The following is a 23,785-nucleotide window of genomic DNA, read 5'->3' as shown; positions in this document are numbered from 1 at the left end:
CGGTCGCCGCGATTCTTGCGGTCCCGAACAACCTTTTCCCGGAAAGCCCATTCGCCTTTTCGGCGCCTTGTGCTAGGTCGCGGTTGCCAGCCAGTGCGTGATGCGCCCGTTGTGCATCACCCCGATGCGGTCCGCCATCGCGTGCGCTTCGGCCTCGTTGTGCGTGACCAGGATGGCGGTCTGGCCGGCCTGCTTCAGGATGCCGCGCACCTCGGCGGTCAGGCGTTCGCGCGTGGCGCCATCGAGGTTGGAAAAAGGTTCGTCGAGCAGCAACAACGCAGGCGAAGGCGCGAGCGCGCGGGCCAGCGCGATGCGTTGCTGCTGCCCGCCCGAGAGCTCGTGCGGATAGCGCTCGCCCGCATCGGCGAGACCGACCAGCGCCAGCATCTCGGCCACGCGCGACTGCTGCGCCGCGCGGCCGAGGCGACGCAGCCCGAAGGCCACGTTCTTCGCGGCCGACAGGTGCGGAAACAGCGCGTACTCCTGGAACATCATCCCCACGCGCCGCTGCTCGGGCGGCAGGTGCGAGCGGGCGGAAGAGAGCACCACTTCGTCGAGGCGGATCGTGCCGGCGCGCAGCGGCTCGAAGCCCGCGATGGCGCGCAGCACCGTGGTCTTGCCGCAGCCCGAGGGCCCGAACAGGCAGGCGATGTCGCCGGCCGCGAGCGACAGCGAGAAATCGTCGACGACGGTGTGCGGGCCGCGCGGCGTGTCGTACGCGAGCTGGATCGATTCGAGGTGCAGCGCTGAACTCATGTGTTTTCCGGAACGGGTGCCGCCGGCGTCGTGCCCAGTTGATTGCGCGCCAGCAGCACCACAGGCAGCAGCCCCGCCAGCACGATGGCGAGCGCCGCGATCGCGCCTTCTTCATAGGTGCCGCGCGCGGCCTCGGCATAGAGCCAGGTGGCCAGGGTGTCGAAGTTGGCGGGGCGCAGCAGCAGCGTGGCGGGCAGCTCCTTCATCGCATCGACGAAGACCAGCAGCGCGCCCGCGGCAATGGCGGGCTGCAGCAGCGGCAGGTGCACGCGGCGCAGCGTGCCGGCGGTGCTTTCGCCGAGGAGGCGCGAGGCCTGCTCGATGGCGGGCGGAATGCGCGCGAGGCCGGCCTCGATGCCGCCGACCGGCATCGCGAGAAAACGGATCGCGCAGGCCACGACCAGCACGATGCCCGCGCTCATCAGCGGCAGGCCCTGCCAGCCGAACGCGGTCGCGAGCGCGGCATCGAAGGCCAGCGCCGGCGTGAGCAGGCCGATGGCCAGCACCGTGCCCGGCACCGCGTAGCCCAGCGTGGCGGCGCGTGCCTGCCAGCGCGCGCGGTTGATGCCCGAGCCCTGGCTTCGCGCAGCCCAGGCGACGACCAATCCCGCAGCCACGGCCACCACGGTGACGCCCGCGGCCAGCGCGAGCGTGTTGCCGAGGCTTGCGATCAGCCCCTGCGAAACGCCGCCGCCCTGATGCAGCCGCTTGGCGCTTTCCCAGACCAGATACAGGGCCGGTGCCACGAAGCCGATCAGCACCGGCAGCGCGGTGACCGCCGTCGCGGCCCAGCCCGCGCCGCCATGCAGGCGCCGCGGCTGCACCGCGCGCATGCGCTGCGCCGAGCCGAAGCGCTGGTGCCGGCGGCCATTGCGTTCGAGCCAGACCAGCGCCACCACCACGAACAGCATCGCGCACGCAATCTGCGCCGCGCCGGCCAGGTCGGAGCGCGTGATCCAAGTCGTGTAGACCGCGACCGTGAGCGTGTTCACGCCGAGAAATTCCGACGCGCCGATATCGTTCAGCGTTTCGAGCAGCGCGAGGCTCAGGCCCACCGCAAGCGCAGGGCGCGCGAGCGGCAGCGCCACGCGAAAGAATGCGCCGAGGCGGTTCTCGCCCAGCGTGCGCGCGGCTTCCAGCAGATGCGCCGGCTGCGTCATGAACATCGCGCGCGCCGTCATGTAGACGTACGGATAGAGCACGAAGCCGAGCACGAAGATCGCGCCCGGCATCGAGCGCAGGTCGGGCAGGCGGAACTGGCGCGGGCTGTCGAAGCCCAGCACCCAGCGGATCGCGCCCTGCACCGGGCCGATGGGATGCAGCAGATCGAGATATGCGAAGGCGACGATGTAGGTCGGCATCGCCAGCGGCAGCAGCAGCGCCCAATGCAGCACGCCGCGCCCCGGAAAGTCATGCGCGGTGACGAGCCATGCGCAGCCGGTGCCGATCACCAGCACCAGCGTGCCGACACCAGCCAGCAACAGCGCCGTGTTGAGCGCCGCCTGCGGCAGCACATGCGCGAACAGCGGCCCCCAGTGCCCGATGCCCGAGCCGAACGCGAGCCACAGGAGCGTGAGCACCGGCGCGAGCACGCCGATGGCGATCGCGAACGAGGCAAGGCGCCAGACCGGTCCTGCAGCTTGCAGGGCCGGTGGCTGGCGCCGTGTCATTTGCATTTTTCTTCAGGCGCCGGCAAGGCGGGCCCGACCCTCTCGATCACTGGTCGAAGCCGACCTTGTCGACGAGCGCACTGGCTTGCTTCCTGTACCTGGCGATCTCGGTGAGCGGCAGCGGATCGACCTTCAGCTCGCCGATCGTCTGGCCGATGATCGGATCGAGCGCCACGCCCTTGCGCACCGGGTATTCGTAGTTGGTCTGCGCGTAGAGCGCCTGCGCCGGCTCGGACACCAGGAACTCGAGCAGCTTGACCGCGTTGGCGCGTTGCGGCGCGTTCTTCGCTACGGCCGCGCCGCTGATGTTGACGTGCGTGCCGCCGCCTGCACCGCCCGTTTTGGCATTGGCGAACGTCGGGCGGATCACCTTGATCGCATCGCCCCACTTGCGCGCGTCGGTGCCTTCCTTGGCGCTCTTCATCTGGCCGACGTAGTACGAGTTGGCGATGCCGATGTCGCAGATGCCGCCGAGGATGTCGCGCGCCACGTCGCGGTCGCCGCCCGTGGCCTTGCGCGCGAGGTTGGCCTTCACGCCGCGCAGCCACTGCTCGGCCTTGGCTTCGCCGTCGTGCGCGATCAGTGCCGCGACCAGGGCCGTGTTGTAGGGGTGCTGGCCCGCGCGGATGCAGACCTTGCCCTTGTATTTCGGGTTGGCCAGGTCTTCATAACGGAAGCTGGTGAGCGGCTGCGCCTTGTCGGCGTAGAGCACGCGGGCGCGCAGCGAAAGCGCGAACCACTGGCCGTCGGCGCCGCGCAGGTTGGCCGGAACGGCCGATTCGAGCGCGGGCGATTTCACCGGCTGCGTCACGCCGCCATCGACGAGGTCCATCAGGTTGCCGATGTCCACCGTCATCAGCACGTCGGCCGGCGAGCGAGTGCCCTCGGCCTTGACGCGCTCGAGCAGCCCGTCTTTCACGAACACGGTGTTGACCTTGATGTTGCTCTGCGCGCTGAAGGCGGAGATCAGCGGCTGGATCAGCGCCGGCTCACGCGTCGTGTAGAGCGTGAGCTCTTCGGCGGCGTGCGCGGGCAGGGCGGTGATGGCGAGCCAGGCGGTGGTGGCGCCGATCAGGGCGTGCGCAGCGCGGGTCGAGGCGCCGGAGCGTTGGGTCATGGGAGATCCTCCAGGTCGGTAACGTGTTCTTGGGGAGACAGGCACCGGCAGCCGGTCGAGCGGTGCCGATGCGAACGATTATCAGCAGGCGGGGGGAAGGGCGAGTCTTTTGGACTTACAAGGCGAAGGCCTACTTGAAGCGCGCCGCGGCTTTCGGTGGCATCGCACCTGGTCGAGGCGTTGCGGCGCCAGAGGGCAAAATGCCTCTTTTCAGACGCTTGAGATCCGTCCCGTGAACATCCGGCAACGCAACAACGTCCACGTCTTCGGCGCTGGAGATCGCACGATGATCTTTTCCCACGGATTCGGCTGCGACCAGAACATGTGGCGCTTCATGGCCTCGAAATTCGCCGAACGCTTTCGCGTGGTGACTTTCGACCTGGTCGGCTCCGGGCAATCGGACCTCGGTGCCTATGACAAGGCCAAATACGCGAGCCTCCAGGGCTACGCCGACGATCTGCTGGAAATCGCGAACGAGTTCGCGACCGGTCCCGTGATGTTCGTCGGCCACTCGGTGAGCGCCATGATCGGTGTCCTGGCCGACCTCAAGGCACCAGGCACCTTTGCCGCGCACATGATGGTCGGCCCGTCGCCGTGCTACATCAACGACGGCGACTACACCGGCGGCTTCACGCGCGAGGACATCGATTCGCTGCTCGACACGCTGGAGAGCAATTACCTGGGCTGGGCCTCCAGCATGGCGCCCGCGATCATGGGCGTGCCCGAGCGGCCCGAGCTGGGCGCCGAGCTCACCGCCAGCTTCTGCCGCACCGACCCCGAAATCGCCAAGCAGTTCGCCAAGGCCACCTTCCTGTCCGACAACCGCCAGGACGTGGCGAAGCTGCAGACGCCCACGCTCGTGATCCAGTCGTCCGAAGACCTGATCGCTCCCTTGGCCGTCGGCGAGTACATGCAGCGCACGCTGCCCAACGGCACCTTGCGGGTGGTGGTCAACACCGGGCATTGCCCTCACCTGAGCGCGCCCGACGCGAGCTGCGAAGCGATCGAGGATTTCCTCGGCGCGCTTGGCCAACCGCTCGCCCAATGAGCCCGCCCCTTCCCGAACTGGCCGACCTCTTCGAAGAAGCGCCTTGCGGCCTGCTGGTCACGGCGCTGGACGGCACGATCCTCAAGGTCAACGCCACCTTCTGCGGCTGGGTCGGCTTCGCACGCGAAGAGCTCGTCGGCCTGAAGCGCGTGCAAGACCTGTTCACGATGGGCGGCCGCATCTTCCATCAGACCCACTGGGCGCCGGCCCTGCAGCTTCAGGGCTCGCTGGCCGAGGTGAAGTTCGAGGTCCGGCATCGCGATGGCCAGGGCATTCCGATGATTCTCAACGCGCGTCGGCGCAAGCGCGAAGCGGGCGAATTCGACGAGATCGCCGCCTTCGTGGCGGAAGACCGCAACCGCTACGAGCGCGAGCTCATGAGCGCGCGCAAGAAGGCAGACGCCTTGCTGCAGGTGGAGCGCGACACGCAGCATCTGTTGAGAGACCGTGCGCTCTTCGCCGAGCAGATGGTGGGCATCGTGAGCCACGATCTGCGCAATCCGCTGTCGGCGATCCTCATGGGCATCCAGTTGCTGGGGCGGACGGAAGGCGAGCGCCAGGTTCGCGTGCTGGGCCATGTGCGCAACTCGGCCGAGCGCGCGCAGCGCCTGATCGAGGAACTGCTGGACTTCACCCAATCGCGCATCGGCAAGGGCTTGAGCGTGAAGCCGGGCGCCACCGACCTGCATGCGATCGCGGCGCAAGCGATCGACGAGTTGATGCTTGCCTATCCGGCGACAAGAATCGTTCATTTGCAGAGCGGACCGGGCGCGTGCATTGCCGATACGGATCGGCTGGCGCAGCTCATCGGCAACCTCGTGAGCAACGCCGTGGCCTACGGCCATCGCGGCACGCCCGTCACCGTGCGTTCGGAAACAAACGGGCCGAAAGCCACGGTGGTGGTGCACAACGAAGGCGACCCGATCCCGCCCGACATGCTCGCCACGGTGTTCGAGCCGATGGTGCGGGGCGCGACCGAAGGAAGTTCGGAGCGCAGCGTCGGCCTCGGCCTTTTCATCGTGAACGAGATCGCGAAGGCGCACGGCGGCGCGATGGAGGTGACGTCCTCTTCTGTCGGCGGCACCGTGTTCACGCTGCAATTTCCCACGCACCACCAGCGCGCTGACTAGCGCCTTGCGCCAGATTGCCGGTTAATTAATTAATTAATTCACACCGGCAACAAGTGATTGGGCCGTGCTTCTGGAAATCGATTTGATATAGCCATCGATAGAGGCGGCCACTGGCGAGAATTCATTGGAGGTCAAACGTTTGAAATCGCGCGGGTCCGCAAAATCATTCAATTGCCGCACTCGGGTTCTTTGAATTGTTTTCAGCGGTTCGTACGCTGTGATTTCCAATGGATTATTCAGCGTGAAGATTTTCAATTCAATGGCGGGCACGGCAAAATATCTTGTGGATGCAAACATGCCACGGGTGAAAAGACCCGAATTTTCCATATAGCTCTCGGCGCAAGGTCCACCGGTGCATTCCATTCGGGTGAGTGTTCTTTTTCCCTCCACCACGACCACGGCCGATATTTGCTCTTCCTTCAATTTCTTCGCTGACCATTCCTGTCTTGGATTGGCAATCCAGCGGCCGTCTTTTTCAATGACCAAAGCATTCACGCTGGTGGTTGCGTAACTTGTCAGTCTGACGACCTGAAATCCCGCTTTCTCCAGGTCGGATTGAAATGCCTCGTAGGTTCTGACGGTCGGATTCCAGGGAAATTGATGAGGCGTCGAGAAATTATTGAAAACGGTGGTGCCGACGTGCATATGCTGCGCTGGTGCGGGCATATAGACCAGCAATCCGATTTTCGAGCCTTTGGCGATTTTCCCGGAATTGGGAGAAATTGCGGGCGCGGTGGTGCAGCCGGCCAGAATCAAAAAACAAACAATTGCAAAAATCCGATTCAGCATTGCGTTTCTCCTCGTATTTATGATTGCAGAAATCATTGGCGCATCGAGCGACCTGAAAGTCGCGCGGGGCAATGATTTCCCGCGTGCATCATAGCGACGGAGCGGCTGCTCCGTATTGCCGGCGAGGAGAGAAATGCTTAGAGAGCGCTTGAAGCAGAAATTGAATAAATCGCAGTCTTTGGAATTCAGGCCGCTTGCTCTTCCAATTGAATAGCCGCGGCGCGAATTTTCAGCGGCCCGCAGGAATCTCGAACACCAGGCACGTCGTCGTCGCATGCGCATACAGCGTGCCGTCGGCGCCGACGAGCCGGGCCTCGGCGGTCGCGAGTTGCCGGCCGCAATGGATCACCTTGCCTTCGGCGCGCACCCGCTGCACCTTCGGCGTAAGGCCCTTCACGTAGTTCACGCTCAGTTCGGCGGTCGTGTAGCCGCGGCCGGGCGGCATCATGGTGTGGACCGAGCAGCCCAGGGCCGAATCGAGCATCGTGGCGACCCAGCCGCCGTGGATGGTGCCCAGCGGGTTCAGGTGCTGTGCGAGCGGGGTGCCCTGGAAGATGGCGACGCCCTTGCTGACCGAGACGATCGTGAAGTCGAGCGTCTTGGCGATGGCTGCATAGGGAATCTCGCCGTTCAGCATCGCCTGCATGACTTCGAGCCCGGTCTTGCCGGCGATCTGCTCGGGGCGGGCGAGTCCGGGGCCGGGGCCGCCCTCGAGGCGGTCGATGATCGCCCGTTCCTCGGCGATCCATGCGTCGATCTGGCTGGTGGGTTGCGTCATGCCTGTGCTGCTCCTGGGGGCTTTGAATGAGGTCGTGAATTGTATATGCAACAGTTGCACCTACAATCGTCGCCCATGGACATCCAGACCAAGCCCCGCGGCTGCACGAGTTTCAAGGTGCGACAGCTCATGCGTCGCCTGTCGGCGCACTACGACGCCGAGGTGTCCAAGAGCGGTCTCAAGACCACGCAGTATTCGCTGCTCTCGCAAGTCAAGCGACTGGGCCCCGTTCGTCCGGTCGATCTGGCGGGCGAGCTCAAGATGACTGCGTCCACGTTGAGCCGCAACCTGCAGCCGTTGATCGCCGCCGGCTGGATCGTGCAAAGCGCCGGCGCCGATGCGCGCAGCCTCCTCGTGGCGCTCACGCCCGAGGGCGAGGCCAAGTGGCGCGAAGCCCAGCATCACTGGAAGACCGCGCAGCAGAAGCTCAATGCGCTGCTGGGCGTGGAGCGCGTGCTGGCGCTGCACCAGCTCATCGACGAATCGCTCGAACTGCTGGGCGCGGACGACGCCGCAGACCTGCAGGACTGAAGGCGCACCCAACCACACCAGACAGTCGCGCCGATCGCAGCGCGGACCGGATTTTCTTTCCTCCTCCACACCCCACTCCAACAGCAGAGGCCCCATGTTCGCCACCCAAGTTTCCGCATGGCTGCAGCGCCGCGGCATCCACTACGGCTGGATCGTCGCCGCCATCACCTTCCTGACCATGCTGACGATGTCGGCCGCGCTCGGCCTGCCGGGCGCGATGCTGCAGCCGCTGGGCAAGGAGTTCGGCTGGAGCACCGAGCAGATCTCCTCGGCGCTCGCGCTGCGCTTTGCGCTCTTCGGCCTCATGGGGCCGTTCGCCGCGGTGCTGATGGAGCGCTACGGCCTGCGCGCCGTGATCTGCACCGGCCTTGCGCTGGTCGGCCTGGGCATGGCGCTGGTCACGATGGCTTCGCAGCTCTGGCAGCTCTTCGTGCTGTGGAGCCTGATGCTGGGCCTGGGCACCGGCATGACCGCGCTGGTGCTCGGCGCGGTGGTGGCCAATCGCTGGTTCGTGGCGCGTCGCGGGCTGGTCATCGGCATGCTCACGGCCAGCTCGGCGACGGGACAGCTGGCCTTTTTGCCGTTCGCGGCCTGGATGATCGAGCACTGGGGCTGGCGCTCGGCCATCGTGCCGATCGTGATCGGCAGCGTGCTGATCGCCGTGCTCGCGCTGTGCCTGGTGCGCAACCGGCCGTCCGATGTCGGCCTGCTGCCCTACGGCGAAAAGCCCGGCACGCAGCCCGCAACACCGGCCGCGCCCGCGGTGATGATGAACTTCGCCACGCCGTTCCGCGTGCTGAAGGAGGTGGCGACCAACCGCACCTTCCTCATCCTGGCCGGCACCTTCTTCATCTGCGGCCTCAGCACCAACGGCCTCGTGCAGACGCACTTCATCTCGCTGTGCGGCGACAACGGCATGGGCGCCGTGCCCGCGGCCTCGGTGCTCGCGATGATGGGCGCGTTCGACTTCGTGGGCACCATCCTCTCGGGCTGGCTCTCTGATCGCTACGACAACCGCAAGCTGCTCTTCTGGTACTACGGCCTGCGCGGCTTGTCGCTCTTCTGGCTGCCGCATTCGGAATTCACGATCTACGGCCTCGGCCTCTTCGCAATGTTCTACGGCCTCGACTGGATCGCCACCGTGCCGCCGACCGTCAAGCTCGCGGGCGCGACCTTCGGCCCGGCCAAGGTGGGCCTCGTGTTCGGCTGGATCTTTGCGGCGCACCAGCTGGGCGCCGCCACCGCCGCGTACGGCGCGGGCTTTGCACGCACGCTGCTCCTGACCTACACGCCGGCGCTGTACGCAGCCGGTGCGGCATGCCTCGTTGCGGCGGTGATCGTGATGATGATCCGCCGTCCGGCCGCGAAGGCCGGCACGCCGGTGACGCCCGCCGCGGCAAGCGCACGCGCCTGACGACCGGGACGCCACAGCCATGACCACCTCCGCCAACACCGAGCTCGACCCGCGCACGCGCCTCTTGCTCGAAGCGCCCATCGTGCCCACGCTGCTGCGCCTGGCAGCCCCCAACGTGCTCGTGATGGTGGCGCAAGCTTCCGTCGGGCTCATCGAGACCTACTTCGTCGGCAAGCTCGGCACCGACGCGCTCGCCGGCATGGCGCTCGTGTTCCCGATCGTGATGCTGATGCAGATGACCTCCAGCGGCGCGGTCGGCGGCGGCATCGCTGCCTCGATTGCACGCGCGCTCGGCGCCCGCCGCCGCGACGACGCCAATGCGCTCGTGTGGCATGCGGTGGTCATCGCGCTGGGCTTCGGCCTGTGCTTCACGCTCGCGCTGCTGTTCGGCGGGCGCTGGCTCTACGGGATCATGGGCGGCGCGGGCGCTTCGCTCGATGCGGCGCTGACGTATTCGAACTGGGTGTTCGCGGGCGCGGTGCTCGTGTGGCTCTTCAACTCGCTCGCCGCAATCATTCGCGGCACCGGCAACATGTCGGTGCCGGCCAACGTGACGGTGGTGGGCGTGGTGTTCCTCATTCCGGCGTCGCCGCTCCTCATCTTCGGCTGGGGTCCGATTCCGGGCATGGGCATCGCGGGCGGCGCGATGGCGCTGCTGCTGTACTACCTGCTGGGCTCCATCGCACTCATCGTCTACCTGCGTTCGCCGCGCAGCCTGCTCAAGCCGACGCTTTCGGCGCTGAAGCTGCGGTGGGCGCTGTTCCGCGACATCCTGCGCATCGGGCTTGTGGGAGCGGTGTCGACGGTGGCGACCAATCTGTCGATCGGCATTGCGACCGCGCTCACGGGGCACTTCGGCCCGGGTGCGCTGGCCGGCTACGGCACGGCGTCGCGGCTCGAATACCTGCTGGTGCCGCTGGTGTTCGGCCTGGGCGCGCCGCTGGTCGCGATGGTCGGCACCTGCATGGGCGCGGGGCAGCGCGAACGCGCGCTGCGCGCCACCTGGGCCGGCGCGGCGCTGGCCTTTGCGCTGACCGAGACCATCGGCCTCGCGGCCGCGCTGTTCCCGCGTCCCTGGCTGCTGCTGTTCGGCAACGACCCGGCGATGCTGGAGACCGGCGCGCACTACCTGCGCGTGGTGGGGCCGCTCTATGGCTTCTTCGGTGTGGGGCTCGTCCTGTACTTCGCCTCGCAGGGCGCGGGCCGGCTGATGTGGCCGGTGCTCGGCAACATCGCACGGCTCGCCGTGGCGGGCACGGGCGGCTGGCTTGCGCTGCGTTGGGGCGGCGGGCTCACCGGCGTGTTCGCTGCGCAAGGTGTGGCGCTGGTGGTGTACGGCATCGTGATCGCGTCGGCGATCGCAGGCGGCGCTTGGTTCGGGCGCGTGGGCTGGCCACGCACGCCGACGGGTTTGCTGCGGCGGGTTGCGCAGGCCTGAGCGCGATCCGCATCCATCAAGAAAAACCCGGGCGCTCGGCCCGGGTTTTTTCGTTCTGGTCGATCAATAACGGTAGGGATTGTTCGGCCGGCGGTCGTAGCGGTTGGGCACGCCGTCGCGGTCGTTGTCCCGGCGGCCGCCGTAGTGGCGGCGGTCGTCCCAGCGGCGGCCATGGTCGTAGTGACGGCCATCGCGGTAGTAGCCCGGGTGATAGTGGCGCGGCGGGGGCGGCGGTGCGTAGTAGCGGCGCGGGGGCGGCGGTGCGGGCACCACGTACACCTGGGCCTGGATGAAGCGGCCACCGGTCTGTGCCTGCGCCGGTGCGCTGAGTGCAGCCAGCGACATCAGTGCGGCTGCGGCGAATGCAAAAGTGAGCTTTTTCATGGCAACTCCCGTGGAGTGGTTGGAAGCCTCATCGTCGTCGCCTTGTGTGAACCTTGTGTAAGGCTGAGGCGAAATCGGATGAAGAGCTGTAAGCAGCCCGTAGACGTGTGACGTGGCGTCCTCCGGTGCGCGTGCAACGATGCTAATGCGTCGTGCGCCCGCCGGGCGCTGTCGCAGGTGTGCCGTTGGTTGTAGGCCGAGAGGCCGTGTGCACGTCCGTTTGCGCGCGCGTGCTCACACCTTCTCAGGCGTGCGGCGCGGGCAGCATGCGGCGCAGCGCTTCGAAGAACAGGTCCGACTGCTCGCGCTCGCCTTGGATCTGAGCCGCCACATGCGCGGCCAGCTTGGCGTCCACCGGCACCAGCGGCCGACCCGTCGATTGCGCGATCACCTGGTGCAGGCACGCCCGTTCGAGGTAGTACAGATCGTCGTAGGCATGGGCGATGGTCGCGCCGCCCACGATCACGCCGTGGTTCGCGAGGAATGCGATGTCCTTGCCGGCCATCGCACGGGCGATGCGCTCGCCCTCCGCATCGTCGAGCGCGAGGCCGTTGTAGACCGCGTCGATCGCGATGCGGTTCATGTAGCGCATCGCGTTCTGGCTCGCGGTCGGATCGAGCGCGCGGTCGACCGTGATCGTGAGCGCGGTGGCGTAGGGCATGTGGCAGTGCAGCACGACCGCATGGCCGCTGAGCCGGTGCACCGCGCCGTGGATGAAGAGGGCGGTGGGCTCCACGCGGTGGCGGCCGGCAAGCACTTCGCCGTGCACGTCGATCAGCACGATGTCGTCGGGGCCGATCTCGCTCCAGTGCAGTCCGCGCGGGTTGATGAGGTAGCGGTCCTGCGCGCCCGGCAGCATCACGCTGAAATGGTTGCACACGCCTTCGGAGAGCCCGTGGTGGGCGGCGGCGCGCAAGGCCAGCGCGAGGTCTTCGCGCAGCTTGCGAACGGCGGGGCTGGCGTAATCGGATTCTGCGGTCATCGTGTCTCCTTCTTTTTTCTTGCGAACAGGTGCTGGATCAGGCGTGCGATCAGGATTGCGTGGTGCCCGTCCAGGCCGAGATGAATTTCTTCGCATCGTCGCGCACGGCCGAAGCCTGCTTGCCAGGCTTGTAGAGCGCGGAGCCGATGCCGAAGCCGGCGGCGCCCGCCGCGCGCCACTCGCCCATGTTCAGCGGCGTGATGCCGCCCACGGGCATCACCGGCGTGCCGGCCGGGAGCACCGCGAGCAGCGCCTTCACCACTGCGGGCGAAGCCAGCTCGGCGGGGAAGAGCTTGAGCCCCGTGGCGCCGGCGGCGAGCGCGCCGAAGGCCTCGGTCGGCGTCATCACGCCGGGCAGGCACACCAAGCCGAGCTTCACGGCTTCGGCAATGACCGCGGCGTTGAAGTTGGGCGACACGATCAGCTCGCCGCCGGCCGCGTGCACATCGCGCACCTGCTGCGCATCAAGCACCGTGCCCGCGCCGACCAGCGCCTGTGGAAAGCGCTTGCGCATCGAGGCGATGCTGTCCAGAGGCTGCGGCGAATTGAGCGGCACTTCGAGCAGCCGGAAGCCGGGCTCCACGATGGCGTCGCCGACATCCTCGGCCTCGGCCGGCGTGAGGCCGCGAAGGATGGCTACGAGCGGCAGGTCGCGCACCGCGGCGTTGAATTTTTCGAGGGGGGTGGGGGTGGTCATGGCTGGATTCCGTTGCTGTCTGCTGCTGCGAGAAAGCCGGACAGCGCATGCAGTCCGGCCCAGGTGGCTTCGGCGCCGAGCGTGCGCGTGGCAACGCCGGCGGCGCGCAGGGCCAGGGTGTAGCGCTCGGTGAGCACGGGCGAGCCGATCAGCACCACTTCACCGACGGCCTGCAGTGACTGGGTGCGCAGCTCTTCGCCGATGAGAAGGCCCGAAAGGTAGCTCGACAGCTCCTCCTTCGGCATGCGCTCGAACAGCGCGAGCGTGCGCGCGCCGAAGGCGTTGTGCAGCAGGCCGTGGCCGTTTTCGGATTGGGTCACGCCCTGAAGGAACGCCGCTTCGTCGAGCGGCGCCGCGGCATCGAGCGTGCGCGCGAGGATCGAGTGCTGGCTCAGCAACGCGTAGAACTCGCCCGTCATGCAGGTGCGGAAACCCGCGACGCGGCCCTTGCGAACGGTGGCCCATTTGTTGTGGGTGCCGGGCAGCACGAAGAGGCCGTCGCTCGCGCCGGTGAGCGCCATGGCGCCGAAGATCTGCACCTCTTCGCCGCGCATCACGTCGGGCACGCCGTCGTGCTCGTCGCTGAGGCCCGGCACGATCGCGATGCGCGCACCGGGAACGGCGTCGATGCGGATGATCTTGCGGCCCACCTCGACGCGGCCCGCGGGGCAGGCGCAGTACGGCGCCTCGACCCAGCCCTGCTTGCTGCCGGCCATGCCGGAGATGAGGCACTGCGCGCCTTCGAGGCGCATCCAGTCGCCGAACAGCGCCTCGAAGACCGCGGGGAATCCGCCTTCGGGGACCTTGAGGATGCCGCGCGCATCGCTGCGTTCTTCGATCACCTTGCCGTCTGCATCCAGCAAGGCGCCGCGCAGGGAACTCGTTCCCCAGTCGATTGCTACCAGTCTTGTCATCTCAATGATTGTCGCGCGGTACGAATGCCCCCCTTCGTCCGCGCAGGAAAGCCAGGTCCGCGCCCTGGTCGGCCTGCAGCACCGTGTCGACGTAGAGCTTCCAGTAGCCCGAGTCGAGTGGTGCCTTCGGTGCGACCCATTTTTCGCGGCGTTTCGCCAGTTCTTCGTCGCTCACATGCAGATGCAGCTTGCGGTTGGGCACATCGAGTTCGACGATGTCGCCGTTCTGCACCAGCGCGAGCGGACCACCGGCCGCAGCTTCGGGCGCCGTGTGCAGCACCACCGTGCCGTAGGCCGTGCCGCTCATGCGCGCATCGCTGATGCGGACCATGTCGGTGATGCCCTTGCGCAGAACCTTCGGCGGCAGCGGCATGTTGCCGGCCTCGGCCATGCCGGGGTAGCCCTTGGGGCCGCAGTTCTTGAGCACCATGATGCAGTGCTCGTCGATGTCGAGGTCCTCGTCGTCGATGCGCTTGTGCAGGTCGTCGGCGCTTTCGAACACCACCGCGCGGCCCTTGTGCACCAGCAGCTCGGGCGTGGCGGCGCTCGGCTTGATGATGGCGCCGTTGGGCGCGAGGTTGCCGCGCAGCACGCAGATGCCGGCGTTTTCCTTGAAGGGCTCGGCCAGCGGGCGGATGACCTGCGGACCGTAGTTCTCGGCGTCCTTCACGTTGTCCCAGAGGCTCTGGCCGGTGACTGTGAGGATGTCCTTGTGCAGGTGCTCCGCGATTTCCTTGATGACCACCGGCAGGCCGCCCGCATAGCAGAAGTCTTCCATCAGGAACTGGCCCGAGGGCTGCAGGTTCACGAGGCAGGGCAGCTCGGAGGCGAGGCGGTCGAAGTCGTCGAGCGTGAGGTCCACGCCGATGCGGCCCGCGATGGCCAGGAGATGGATCACGAGGTTGGTCGAGCCGCCCACGGCCGCGTTCACCTTGATCGCGTTCTCGATGGCCTGGCGCGTGAGGATCTTCGACATGTTCATGTCCTCATGCACCATGTCCACGATGCGCCGGCCCGCCTGCCGCGCCAGCACGTTGCGGCGACCGTCGACGGCAGGGTAGGCCGCATTGCCCGGCAGCCCAATGCCCAGCGCCTCGACCATGCAGGCCATGGTGCTCGCGGTGCCCATCGTCATGCAGTGGCCGTGGCTTCGGTGCATGCAGCTCTCGGCCTCGAAGAAGTCCTGCAGCTTGAGCGTGCCGGCGCGCACCTGCTCGCTCATCTGCCACACGCCGGTGCCCGAGCCCAGCTCTTGTCCGCGCCATTTGCCCGAGAGCATCGGGCCGCCCGAGACGCCGATGGTCGGAAGGTCGACGCTGGCCGCGCCCATCATCAATGCGGGCGTGGTCTTGTCGCAGCCCATGAGCAGCACCACGCCATCGAGCGGATTGCCGCGAATGCTTTCTTCCACGTCCATGCTCGCAAGGTTGCGATACAGCATGGCGGTGGGGCGCAGCAGCGTCTCGCCGAGCGACATCACAGGGAACTCGAGCGGGAAGCCGCCCGCTTCGTACACGCCGATCTTCACCTGCTCGGCGAGCGTGCGGAAGTGCGAGTTGCAAGGCGTGAGTTCGCTGAAGGTGTTGCAGATGCCGATGACCGGGCGACCATCGAACTGGTCGTGCGGAACGCCCTTGCCTTTCATCCAGCTTCGGTAGATGAAGCCGTCGCGGTCGTGGCGGCCGAACCATTGCTGGCTGCGCAGTTCGCTCGCCTTTTTCTTGGGGGAATTGCTCATCGGTCTTGTCTCTCTTTGTTGCCGATTTCGAAGGCAAACCTCAGGGTTTGTCCTGCCGAATCGCGTTTTCAATCATCATATGATAAGAGTTGAGACAGGCCCGGAGCCTTGATGTTTTCAGCCTCCGGGATATCGAAATTCACATCGCACCCATGATCAAGAACATCCACGGTCGCACGCTCGAATTGCTCGGCGAAGCCATCGTGGCGGGTCGTTATGCGATCGGTGCGTCGATACCTTCCGAGCCCGTGCTCGGTGAAGAACTCGGCGTGAGCCGCACCGTGGTGCGCGAGGCCATCAAGTCGCTCGCGGCCAAGGGTTTGATCGTCACGGGGCCCAAGGTCGGCACGCGCGTGCTGCCGCAGGACAAGTGGAACTGGTTCGATCCCGACGTCATCACCTGGCAATCGCGCGCGGGGCTCACGCCCGAGTTCCTGCGCGACCTGCAGGACCTGCGCCGCGTGGTGGAACCGGCGGCCGTGCGGCTCGCAGCCGAGCGGGCCGAAGAGAAGGACATCGAGGAAATCGAGCGCGCCTACGCGGGCATGAAAGAGGCCATCGAGAACGGCGGCGACTACGTCACCTTCGACCTGCGCTTTCACAACGGCCTGTTGAGCGCCGCGCGCAACCGCATGCTGGCGCAGATGAGCAAGGCGCTCAACGCGCTGCTGCGCACCAGCTTCGAGATATCGACCGCCAAGCCCGACGGGCCCGCGCTCTCGCTGCCGATGCACCGCGCGGTGCTCGATGCGGTGATCCTGCGCAACCCCGACAAGGCCGAGCGCGCGGTCATTCGCCTCATCGACGGCGCGCGCCAGGACATCGAGGACGTGCTCGGTTCGCGCGGGCGCCGGCGCCTGCCGCGGCTCAGCCGCCCGCCTCCACGACTCAAGGCCAGCTAGCCGGCCGCCGCGGCTTGCGGCACCGGCCAGCGCACATCGATCGCATTTGTTTTCCACCCAACGCTCGCACCCCCGAGCACCACCAACCCAAGAAGAAGGAGACACCATGAGAGTCGTGAAATCGCTGATAGCGCCGACGTTGATCGCGCTGGGATTGCTCGCATCGGCGGGCCCTGCCGCCGCGCAGGAAAAACTCACCGTCTGGTGGGTCAAGGGCTTCTACAAGGCGGAGGACGAAGCGCTCTTCGCCGCGATCAAGAAGTTCGAGGACAAGAACAAGAACGTGAAGATCGAGCTGTCGCAGTACCCGATCCAGGACATGATCCCCAAGACCGTGTCCGCGCTCGACTCGGGCAGCCCGCCCGACGTTGCCTATGCCGACGTGTACGACTTCCAGGTCACCGGCAAGTGGGCCTACGACGGCAAGCTCGAGGACATCGGCAGCGTGCTCACGCCCATGAAGGACCGCTTCGCGCCCAACACGCTGGAGACCACCTTCCTCTACAACGAGCAGACCAAGAAGAAGGCGTACTACGCGTTCCCGATCAAGCAGCAGACGATGCACATCGAGTACTGGAACGACATGCTGACGGAGGCCGGCTTCAAGGAGTCCGACATCCCCACCACATGGAAAGACTACTGGTCGTTCTGGTGCGAGAAGGTCCAGCCCGCCAGCCGCAAGGCCAGCGGCAAGCGCACCTTCGCCATCGGCCAGCCGATGGGCGTGGATTCGAGCGATTCCTTCTATTCGTTCCTGACCTTCATGGACGCCTACAACGTCAAGCTGGTGGACGACAACGGCAAGCTGCTGGTCGACGACCCGAAGGTGCGCGCCGGCCTGATCAGCGCCGTGACCGACTACACCAAGCCCTACCTCACGGGCTGCACGCCGCCGTCGTCGACGAGCTGGAAGGACCCGGACAACAACGTCGCGTTCCACAACAAGACGACCGTGATGACGCACAACGCGACCATCTCGATCGCCGCCAAGTGGCTCGACGATTCCAACAACGCCACGCTCACGCCCGAGCAGCGCGAGGAAGCCCGCAAGAACTACACCGAGCGCATCCACACGGCCGGCTTCCCCAACAAGCCTGACGGCAGCAAGATGGTCTATCGCACCGCGGTGAAGACCGGCGTGGTGTTCAAGGACGCGAAGAACAAGGCGCGCGCCAAGGAGTTCGTAGCCTTCCTCATGCAGGAGGAAAACCTCACGCCGTACGTCGAGGGTTCGCTGGGCCGCTGGTTCCCGGTCACCAAGGCCGGGCAGGCGAGCGAGTTCTGGAAGGCGGACCGGCATCGCCTGTCGGTGTTCAACCAGTACGCCGCGGGCACCGTGACCTTCGAATTCACGAAGAACTACAAGTTCACCGTGCTGAACAACGAGAACGTCTGGGCCAAGGCCATGAGCCGCGTCGTCACCGACAAGCTGCCGGTGGACAAGGCGGTCGACGAGATGATCGCGCGCATCAAGACGGTGGCGGCGCAGTAAGCCGCACGCGGGCATCACCGAAGTAAGTCACGGACACCAGCTTCCATGAGGCGAACTGCATGAGCACTACCACCGCCGCGCCGGCTTCGGCGCCTGTTGCCAATCTCGGAGCGCGTCACGCGCGCTGGCAGTTCTGGGGCGCTGTGATGGTCGTGCCCTACCTGCTGGTGTTCGTGGTGTTCGTGCTCTATCCGGTGGGGTACGGGCTCTGGCTCGCACGCCATCCGCAGAGCTACGTGAAGCTGGTGGAAGACCCGATCTTCTTTCGATCGGTGATCAACACGGCCATCTTCCTGGTCGTGGCGATCAACCTGAAGATGATCGTGGCGCTGGTGCTCTCGGGCTTCTTCGTGACCTCGCGCTGGTGGATCAAGATCGTCTCGGCGATCTTCATCCTGCCCTGGGCGATGCCCTCGATTCCGACCATCCTGTCGATCCGCTTCATGCTGAACCCGGAGTGGGGCGTGATCAACAGCACGATCTTTCGCCTGACAGGGGCCGATGGCCCCAACTGGCTCAACGACCCCTCGCTGGCGCTGGCCTTCGCGATGGTGGTGCATATCTGGAAGTCGCTGCCGTTCTGGACGCTGATCCTGGTGGCGGGGCGGCTGGCCATTCCCTCCGAACAGTACGAGGCCGCGTCGGTGGACGGCGCCTCGAACTGGCAGAAGTTCCGCTTCGTGAGCTGGCCCGCGCTGAAGACGCTCTACATCACCTCGCTCATCCTCTCGATGATCTGGACGCTGGGCGACTTCAACAGCGTCTACCTGCTCACCGGCGGCGGGCCTGCCGACCTGACGCATGTGCTCGCCACGCTGGGCATCCGCTACCTGCGGCTCGACCAGGTGGACCTGTCGATGGCTTCCATCGTGGTGGCGATGCCGCTCGTATTACCGCTCGTGTACTTCATGATGAAGAGGCTCTCGAAATGAACCCCCACGCTCATCACTTCGTGTATTCGCTGCCCCCCAAGGGGGCGCTCGCCCTCCTAGAGGCGGCTCGTCGGAGGGCGAAATGAAGCGCTGGACCCCCAAGGCCGTCGCGACCGAGGCCAAGCTGCTGCTCATCGGCATTCCGGTGCTGCTGTGGACGCTGATCCCGGTCTACCACATGGTGCTCTTCGCGATCTCGTCGAAAGACTCCGCGACCTCGGGCCACTTGTGGCCCAAGACCCCGACGCTGGACAACTTCCGCATCGTGTTCCAGCAGAAGCACTTCTACCTCGACCACTTCTGGCTGCAGCTGTGGAACTCGCTGCTGATCGCGGTGTCGGTGGGCGCGCTCACGCTCTTCGTCGCGACCACCGCGGCATTCGCGATCAGCCGGCTGCGCGTGCGCGGCGGGCGCACGGTGATGAACCTCGCGCTTTTCACCTACTTCATTCCCGCGGCTTTCCTCGCGGTGCCCATGTACAAGACCATGGGCAACTACGGCCTGCTCAACAGCCAGTGGGCGCTGATCCTCGCGATGGTGACGATCGCCTCGCCCTACTGCATCTGGGTGCTGAAGCAGGCGTCGGACAAGCTGCCCTACGAACTGGACGAAGCCGCGCGCATGGACGGCGCTTCGCCGCTGCAGCTGTTTCGCCTCGTGTACCTGCCGCTGATGGTGCCGTCGCTCGTGGCGGTGGGCACGTACTCGCTGCTGCTCGCGTGGAACGAGTACCTCTATGCGTTCCTGCTGCTGTCGAACGACAAGAGCGTGACGCTGGCGGTCGCACTCGGCAATTTCCTCTCGGCCGACGACTCACCGTGGGAGCTGCTGATGGCCACGGGGCTGATCTACGCATTGCCGCCCGCGGCCATCTACTACGCATTCAAACGCTACATGGTCGGCGGCCTCACTGCCGGTGCGGTCAAGAGCTGAGCGAACCCAGGAATCACAAATGGCATCCGTATCCTTTCGCAATATCCAGAAATCCTTCGGCAAGGTCCAGATCATCCAGGGCCTGAGCTTCGACATCGTCGACGGCGAGTTCGTGGTGCTGGTCGGGCCTTCGGGCTGCGGCAAGTCGACGCTCTTGCGCATGCTCGCGGGCCTGGAGGACATCAGCGGCGGCGAGATCCTGATCGACGGCCGCGTGGTCAACGACCTCGAGTCGAAGGACCGCGACATCGCCATGGTGTTCCAGAGCTACGCGCTCTATCCGCACATGACGGTGGGCGAGAACATGGGCTTCAGCCTGCGCCTGCGCAACGCCGAGAAGTCGGTGACCGACGAGCGCGTGATGCGCGCGGCAAAGATCCTGAACCTCGATGCGCTCCTCGGCCGTTATCCGCGCGAGCTCTCGGGCGGGCAGCGCCAGCGCGTGGCGATGGGACGCGCCATCGTGCGCGACCCGAAGGTGTTTCTGTTCGACGAGCCGCTCTCCAACCTGGACGCGAAGCTGCGCGTGGCGATGCGCGCCGAGATCAAGGCGCTGCACCAGCGGCTGAAGACCACCACCGTCTACGTCACGCACGACCAGATCGAGGCCATGACCATGGCCGACCGCATCGTGGTGATGCACGACGGCATCGTCGAGCAGATCGGCACGCCGCTGGACCTGTACGACCGGCCCGACAACCTGTTCGTCGCGCAGTTCATCGGCTCGCCGTCGATGAACGTGATCGAGGGCACGGTGCGGCGCTCGGGCGGCGAATGCCATGTCGAGGCGCAGGGTGCGCGCTGGCCCGTGCCGGCGGGCACGTCGGCCGCCGATGGCCAGCCGGTGCACTACGGTATCCGGCCGGGCGACATCACCCTGGGCGCGGCCGGCAGCGGCGTGAACGCGCAGGTGGTCGTGGTCGAACCCACGGGCGCCGAGACCGAACTGCTCGTGCAGGTCGGCGAGGCGAAGCTGGTGCTGGCCGTGCATGGCCGCGTCGATGCGAAGCCCGACGAAACCGTGGGCCTGGCCATCGACGTCGAGGCCGTGCACCTGTTCGACCGGCAGACCGGCAAGCGCATGGGCCGCTGAACGCCGACCCCAGGAGCGTCAGTCCGTGCGCAGCCTCAGCAGTGCGCGCACGAAGCCGTGGTCCGAGCGCGAGCGGTCGCGGCCTTCGTGCAGGTGGTCGTTGAAGTAGTCGACCCGCCGCACGTCGCCCAGGCTGTGCCGGCTGCTGGCGATGAATTCCTCGCTCACCAGGATCTGGTCGAGCACGTCCGGAAAACCCTGGTGGATGTGCGAATAGGCCACGTCCTTCTTCAGCGCCGACTCGCCCTGCATCTCGTAGGCATTGAACAGCGCCACGTCGCGCGCGGCCTTGTCGTAGGCCACCTCGGAGGTAGCGGCCACCAGCTGCGTGGTCACGCTGTGCGGGTTGTCGTTGAAGTCGCCCATCACCACCAGCGGCGTGTTCGTGCCCTGCAGCAGGTCGATGACGATGCAGCGCAGGGCGGCGGCCTCGGCACCGCGCATCAGCAGGGAGCGCAGCGAAGCCATCACGCCGACCTTGCGGTCGTCGCGGTCCTCCAGGTGGTTGCCCTGTGCGTCCTGCAGGAACTTGGGGCGCTTGGACTTGAGGTGCACCGTCAGCACATGCACCTGCTGGCCGTGCTTCATGCGCAGCGTGGCCAGGAGAGGCGGGCGCTCGAAGCGCGTGTGCGGACCGAGGCCCGGCACGTCCACGCCGAAGGCCGGCGGGAAATCGACGAAGGACTGGACGTTGTCCACCTGCAGCCGCGTCGCGATGCCCACGCGCGGAGTGCCTTGTGCGCCTGCTCTGGGCGGGGTGCCCGGCGGGCTGCCGGGCGGCGGCGTGTTCTCGGCACCGGGCACCGAAACGAAGTCGTAGCGCAGGCCGCTGCGCGCGATGGCGGCTTTCAGCGCCGCTTCGTCCCACACCTCCTGCACCGCGAGCACGTCGGCGTTGAGCGCATGGAAGCGCTCGCCGATCCAGTCGATCTTTCGCTCGTACTCACGCTCGTTGTAGGCGTCCTGGTTCTCGTAGTACACCCGGTTCGGGTTCGCGAGGTTGAGCAGGTTGCAGGTGGCTACGAAGAGGGTGGCGTAGTTGGGGGGGATGTATTGCATGGCTTGACGATTGTGTCTTGCCCAAAAGAAAAGGGCACCGAAGTGCCCTTGTTCATTTCCGCGGCAGGTGTCCCTGCCCGCAGTGCTCAGCGCCCGAAGGAGCGGCCACCGCCGCCACCGCCGGAACGGTTGCCACCGCCACCGCCGCCGTAACCACCGCCACCACCCGAACGGCCACCGCCGCCCGAGCGATTGCCGCCGTAGCCACCACCACCGCCACCCGGGCGGCCGCGACCGCGTCCGCCACCCATGTGGTCGACGCTCGTGCGCAACGGATCCGGCTGGCCGTCGCCACCGGCGACCGCTTCGGCACGCAGGTGCGCGACCTGGTTGGCTTGCGTCGGGCTGTGGCTGTTGCCGTGATGGCGCGGTTGGCGCTCGTCGTGCGGCAGATGGTTCTGTTGTTGATGCTGGGGTGCGTGGTGCGGCGTGCGTGCCGGTCCTTGCGGGCCACGGCCTTGCGCCGGACGTGCGCCCTGGCCGCGCGGGCCCTGGCCTTGACCACCGCCATTGGCGTTGCGGCCTTGACCACCGCCACCACCTTGGCCGCCACCACGGCGTTGACCGCCGCCGTTGCCGCCACCACCACCGCCAGCGCGTTCACCGCCGCCTTGGCCGGCCTTGTTCTCGCGGATGCGCGACAGCATTTCGGTGCGCGCAGCCTTGGCGGCCGCCTGCATCACGTCGCGGCTCGGCGGACGGCCGGCACCGCCCCAGATCGTCTGGCGACCCATGGCGATCGGCTCGGCGCGTTCGCCGTCTTCAGGACCGTAGCCCTCGACGATCTGCACTGGAATCGTCTGCTTGGTGAAGCGTTCGATTTCCTGCATGAAGCCTTCTTCGTCCAGGCACACGAAGCTCACGGCCTCGCCGCTCGAACCGGCGCGGCCGGTGCGGCCGATGCGGTGCACGTAGTCTTCGCTGACGTTCGGGATTTCGTAGTTCACGACGTGCGGCAGCTCGTCGATGTCGATGCCGCGGGCCGCAATGTCGGTAGCCACCAGCGCGCGAATGTCGCCGCTCTTGAAGCCGGCCAGGGCCTGCGTGCGGGCGCTCTGGCTCTTGTTGCCGTGCAGCGCCATCGCCTCGATGCCGTTCTTGGTGAGGAATTCGGCCACGCTGTTGGCGCCGAACTTGGTGCGCGTGAACACGAGCACCTGGCTCCACTTGTTCTCGTTGATGATGTGCGCGAGCAGCGCCTTCTTCTTGCCGCGGCCCACGGGGTGGATCACCTGGGTGATGCGCTGCACCGTGGTGTTGCGCGGCGTGACCTGGATGCTCTGCGGGTTCTTCAGGAGCGTGGCCGCGAGGTCGCGGATTTCGTCGCTGAAGGTGGCCGAGAACAGCAGGCTCTGCTTTTCCTTGGGCACGAGCGCGAGGATCTTCTTCACGTCGTGGATGAAGCCCATGTCCAGCATGCGGTCGGCTTCGTCCAGGATGAGCATCTGGACCTGGCTCAGGTCCAGCATGCCTTGCTGCTGCAGGTCGAGCAGGCGGCCGGGGGTGGCCACGAGGATGTCGACGCCCTTCTTGAGCTTGCTGATCTGCGGGTTCATGCCGACGCCGCCGAAGATCACGGTCGAGTCGAGCTGCAGGTATTTGCCGTAGGTACGGACGGATTCCTCGACCTGGGCCGCGAGTTCGCGGGTGGGGGTCAGCACCAGGGCGCGGATGCCGACGCCGCCGAACTTGTTGGTGGCGCTGCGGCTCATGGTGAGCTTGTGCAGCATCGGCAGCGTGAAGGCTGCGGTCTTGCCGGTGCCGGTCTGGGCGCCGCCGAGCAGGTCGTGGCCTTCGAGAACGGCGGGGATGGCTTGCGCCTGGATGGGGGTGGGGGTGTCGTAACCGTGCTCGTGCACAGCCTTCAAGATGGCGGGAGCCAGCTTCAGTTCATCAAAATTCATTGGAAACAATAAGCGCCATACACGGCGCAGTGGCATCGGCCCGCTTGGCGTCTTATCGTGGACGCCGAGCCAGTCAAGGCAGA

Annotated in this window: 21 protein-coding genes and 1 pseudogene; 10 read left to right on the top strand and 12 right to left on the bottom strand. The window is 66.4% G+C overall.

Going from position 1 to position 23,785, the window contains the following annotated elements:
• Positions 1–72 precede the first annotated feature (72 nt).
• The 3 genes from VARPA_RS21315 to VARPA_RS21305 are packed head-to-tail and all read right to left on the bottom strand — an operon-like array spanning position 73 to position 3,543.
• Positions 73–756, bottom strand: a complete 684-nt coding sequence (locus VARPA_RS21315; protein ID WP_013542658.1) for an ABC transporter ATP-binding protein — start codon at positions 754–756, stop codon at positions 73–75.
• Positions 753–2,426 carry an ABC transporter permease gene (locus VARPA_RS21310; protein WP_086011065.1) on the bottom strand — a complete coding sequence of 558 codons (1,674 nt, stop codon included), beginning with the start codon at positions 2,424–2,426 and terminating at the stop codon, positions 753–755. Before VARPA_RS21310 ends, VARPA_RS21315 begins: the two co-directional genes overlap by 4 nt.
• Before the next feature lie 46 nt (positions 2,427–2,472).
• Positions 2,473–3,543: a Fe(3+) ABC transporter substrate-binding protein gene (locus tag VARPA_RS21305; protein ID WP_013542656.1), complete on the bottom strand. Its 1,071-nt coding sequence runs from the start codon at positions 3,541–3,543 to the stop codon at positions 2,473–2,475.
• 232 nt (positions 3,544–3,775) lie between these two features.
• Here VARPA_RS21305 and VARPA_RS21300 point away from each other — a divergent pair, with 232 nt between their 5' ends.
• Both VARPA_RS21300 and VARPA_RS21295 read left to right on the top strand, forming a co-directional pair.
• Positions 3,776–4,591: an alpha/beta fold hydrolase gene (locus tag VARPA_RS21300; protein ID WP_013542655.1), complete on the top strand. Its 816-nt coding sequence runs from the start codon at positions 3,776–3,778 to the stop codon at positions 4,589–4,591.
• Positions 4,588–5,721 (top strand): PAS domain-containing sensor histidine kinase, encoded by a 1,134-nt coding sequence (locus tag VARPA_RS21295; RefSeq protein ID WP_013542654.1) that lies wholly within the window; start codon positions 4,588–4,590, stop codon positions 5,719–5,721. The genes VARPA_RS21300 and VARPA_RS21295 overlap by 4 nt, the downstream gene beginning before the upstream one ends.
• Positions 5,722–5,754: 33 nt before the next feature.
• Here VARPA_RS21295 and VARPA_RS30730 read toward each other — a convergent pair whose 3' ends face one another.
• The gene (locus VARPA_RS30730; protein ID WP_013542653.1) at positions 5,755–6,510 is read right to left on the bottom strand and encodes a hypothetical protein; all 756 of its coding nucleotides are present in this window, start codon (positions 6,508–6,510) and stop codon (positions 5,755–5,757) included.
• 229 nt (positions 6,511–6,739) lie between these two features.
• The gene (locus VARPA_RS21290; RefSeq protein WP_013542652.1) at positions 6,740–7,288 is read right to left on the bottom strand and encodes a PaaI family thioesterase; all 549 of its coding nucleotides are present in this window, start codon (positions 7,286–7,288) and stop codon (positions 6,740–6,742) included.
• Positions 7,289–7,363: 75 nt separating this feature from the next.
• On the opposite strand from VARPA_RS21290, the gene VARPA_RS21285 reads away from it, so the two are divergent.
• From VARPA_RS21285 to VARPA_RS21275, 3 genes are all read left to right on the top strand, one after another.
• A complete protein-coding gene (locus tag VARPA_RS21285; protein WP_013542651.1) occupies positions 7,364–7,819 on the top strand; it encodes a MarR family winged helix-turn-helix transcriptional regulator in 456 nt (151 codons plus the stop codon).
• Positions 7,820–7,913: 94 nt separating this feature from the next.
• Positions 7,914–9,233, top strand: a complete 1,320-nt coding sequence (locus VARPA_RS21280) for an MFS transporter (RefSeq protein ID WP_013542650.1) — start codon at positions 7,914–7,916, stop codon at positions 9,231–9,233.
• Between the two features lie 19 nt (positions 9,234–9,252).
• Positions 9,253–10,671, top strand: a complete 1,419-nt coding sequence (locus VARPA_RS21275) for an MATE family efflux transporter (RefSeq protein ID WP_013542649.1) — start codon at positions 9,253–9,255, stop codon at positions 10,669–10,671.
• Positions 10,672–10,734: 63 nt separating this feature from the next.
• On the opposite strand, the gene VARPA_RS21270 is transcribed toward VARPA_RS21275, so the two are convergent.
• From VARPA_RS21270 to VARPA_RS21250, 5 genes and pseudogenes are all read right to left on the bottom strand, one after another.
• Positions 10,735–11,055 carry a hypothetical protein gene (locus tag VARPA_RS21270; RefSeq protein WP_013542648.1) on the bottom strand — a complete coding sequence of 107 codons (321 nt, stop codon included), beginning with the start codon at positions 11,053–11,055 and terminating at the stop codon, positions 10,735–10,737.
• Positions 11,056–11,299: 244 nt separating this feature from the next.
• Positions 11,300–12,040 (bottom strand): annotated as a pseudogene (locus VARPA_RS21265) (aldolase); the annotation flags it as partial.
• Between the two features lie 46 nt (positions 12,041–12,086).
• On the bottom strand, positions 12,087–12,734 hold the full coding sequence (locus VARPA_RS21260) for a 2-dehydro-3-deoxy-6-phosphogalactonate aldolase (protein ID WP_013542646.1): 648 nt from the start codon (positions 12,732–12,734) through the stop codon (positions 12,087–12,089).
• The gene (locus VARPA_RS21255) at positions 12,731–13,648 is read right to left on the bottom strand and encodes a 2-dehydro-3-deoxygalactonokinase (protein ID WP_013542645.1); all 918 of its coding nucleotides are present in this window, start codon (positions 13,646–13,648) and stop codon (positions 12,731–12,733) included. Before VARPA_RS21255 ends, VARPA_RS21260 begins: the two co-directional genes overlap by 4 nt.
• Position 13,649: 1 nt before the next feature.
• Positions 13,650–15,386: an IlvD/Edd family dehydratase gene (locus tag VARPA_RS21250; protein WP_013542644.1), complete on the bottom strand. Its 1,737-nt coding sequence runs from the start codon at positions 15,384–15,386 to the stop codon at positions 13,650–13,652.
• A 152-nt stretch (positions 15,387–15,538) separates the two neighbouring features.
• On the opposite strand from VARPA_RS21250, the gene VARPA_RS21245 reads away from it, so the two are divergent.
• The 5 genes from VARPA_RS21245 (at position 15,539) to VARPA_RS21225 (ending at position 20,739) form a co-directional block, all read left to right on the top strand.
• A complete protein-coding gene (locus VARPA_RS21245) occupies positions 15,539–16,288 on the top strand; it encodes a FadR/GntR family transcriptional regulator (RefSeq protein WP_013542643.1) in 750 nt (249 codons plus the stop codon).
• Between the two features lie 106 nt (positions 16,289–16,394).
• Positions 16,395–17,780, top strand: a complete 1,386-nt coding sequence (locus VARPA_RS21240; RefSeq protein WP_013542642.1) for an ABC transporter substrate-binding protein — start codon at positions 16,395–16,397, stop codon at positions 17,778–17,780.
• Between the two features lie 59 nt (positions 17,781–17,839).
• Positions 17,840–18,712 carry a carbohydrate ABC transporter permease gene (locus VARPA_RS21235; protein ID WP_013542641.1) on the top strand — a complete coding sequence of 291 codons (873 nt, stop codon included), beginning with the start codon at positions 17,840–17,842 and terminating at the stop codon, positions 18,710–18,712.
• An 82-nt stretch (positions 18,713–18,794) separates the two neighbouring features.
• Positions 18,795–19,646, top strand: a complete 852-nt coding sequence (locus VARPA_RS21230) for a carbohydrate ABC transporter permease (RefSeq protein WP_013542640.1) — start codon at positions 18,795–18,797, stop codon at positions 19,644–19,646.
• Between the two features lie 19 nt (positions 19,647–19,665).
• The gene (locus VARPA_RS21225) at positions 19,666–20,739 is read left to right on the top strand and encodes an ABC transporter ATP-binding protein (RefSeq protein WP_013542639.1); all 1,074 of its coding nucleotides are present in this window, start codon (positions 19,666–19,668) and stop codon (positions 20,737–20,739) included.
• An 18-nt stretch (positions 20,740–20,757) separates the two neighbouring features.
• On the opposite strand, the gene VARPA_RS21220 is transcribed toward VARPA_RS21225, so the two are convergent.
• A complete protein-coding gene (locus VARPA_RS21220; protein ID WP_013542638.1) occupies positions 20,758–21,798 on the bottom strand; it encodes an endonuclease/exonuclease/phosphatase family protein in 1,041 nt (346 codons plus the stop codon).
• An 86-nt stretch (positions 21,799–21,884) separates the two neighbouring features.
• Positions 21,885–23,702, bottom strand: coding sequence for a DEAD/DEAH box helicase (locus VARPA_RS21215; RefSeq protein WP_013542637.1), 1,818 nt, complete (start codon positions 23,700–23,702; stop codon positions 21,885–21,887).
• Between the last annotated feature and the right edge of the window lie 83 nt (positions 23,703–23,785).

The organism is Variovorax paradoxus EPS (assembly GCF_000184745.1).
GTDB classification, from domain to species: Bacteria; Pseudomonadota; Gammaproteobacteria; order Burkholderiales; family Burkholderiaceae_C; genus Variovorax; species Variovorax paradoxus_C.
The sequence above is the reverse complement of the archived record's forward strand: the minus strand, read 5'-3'. Positions and strand labels throughout refer to the sequence as shown.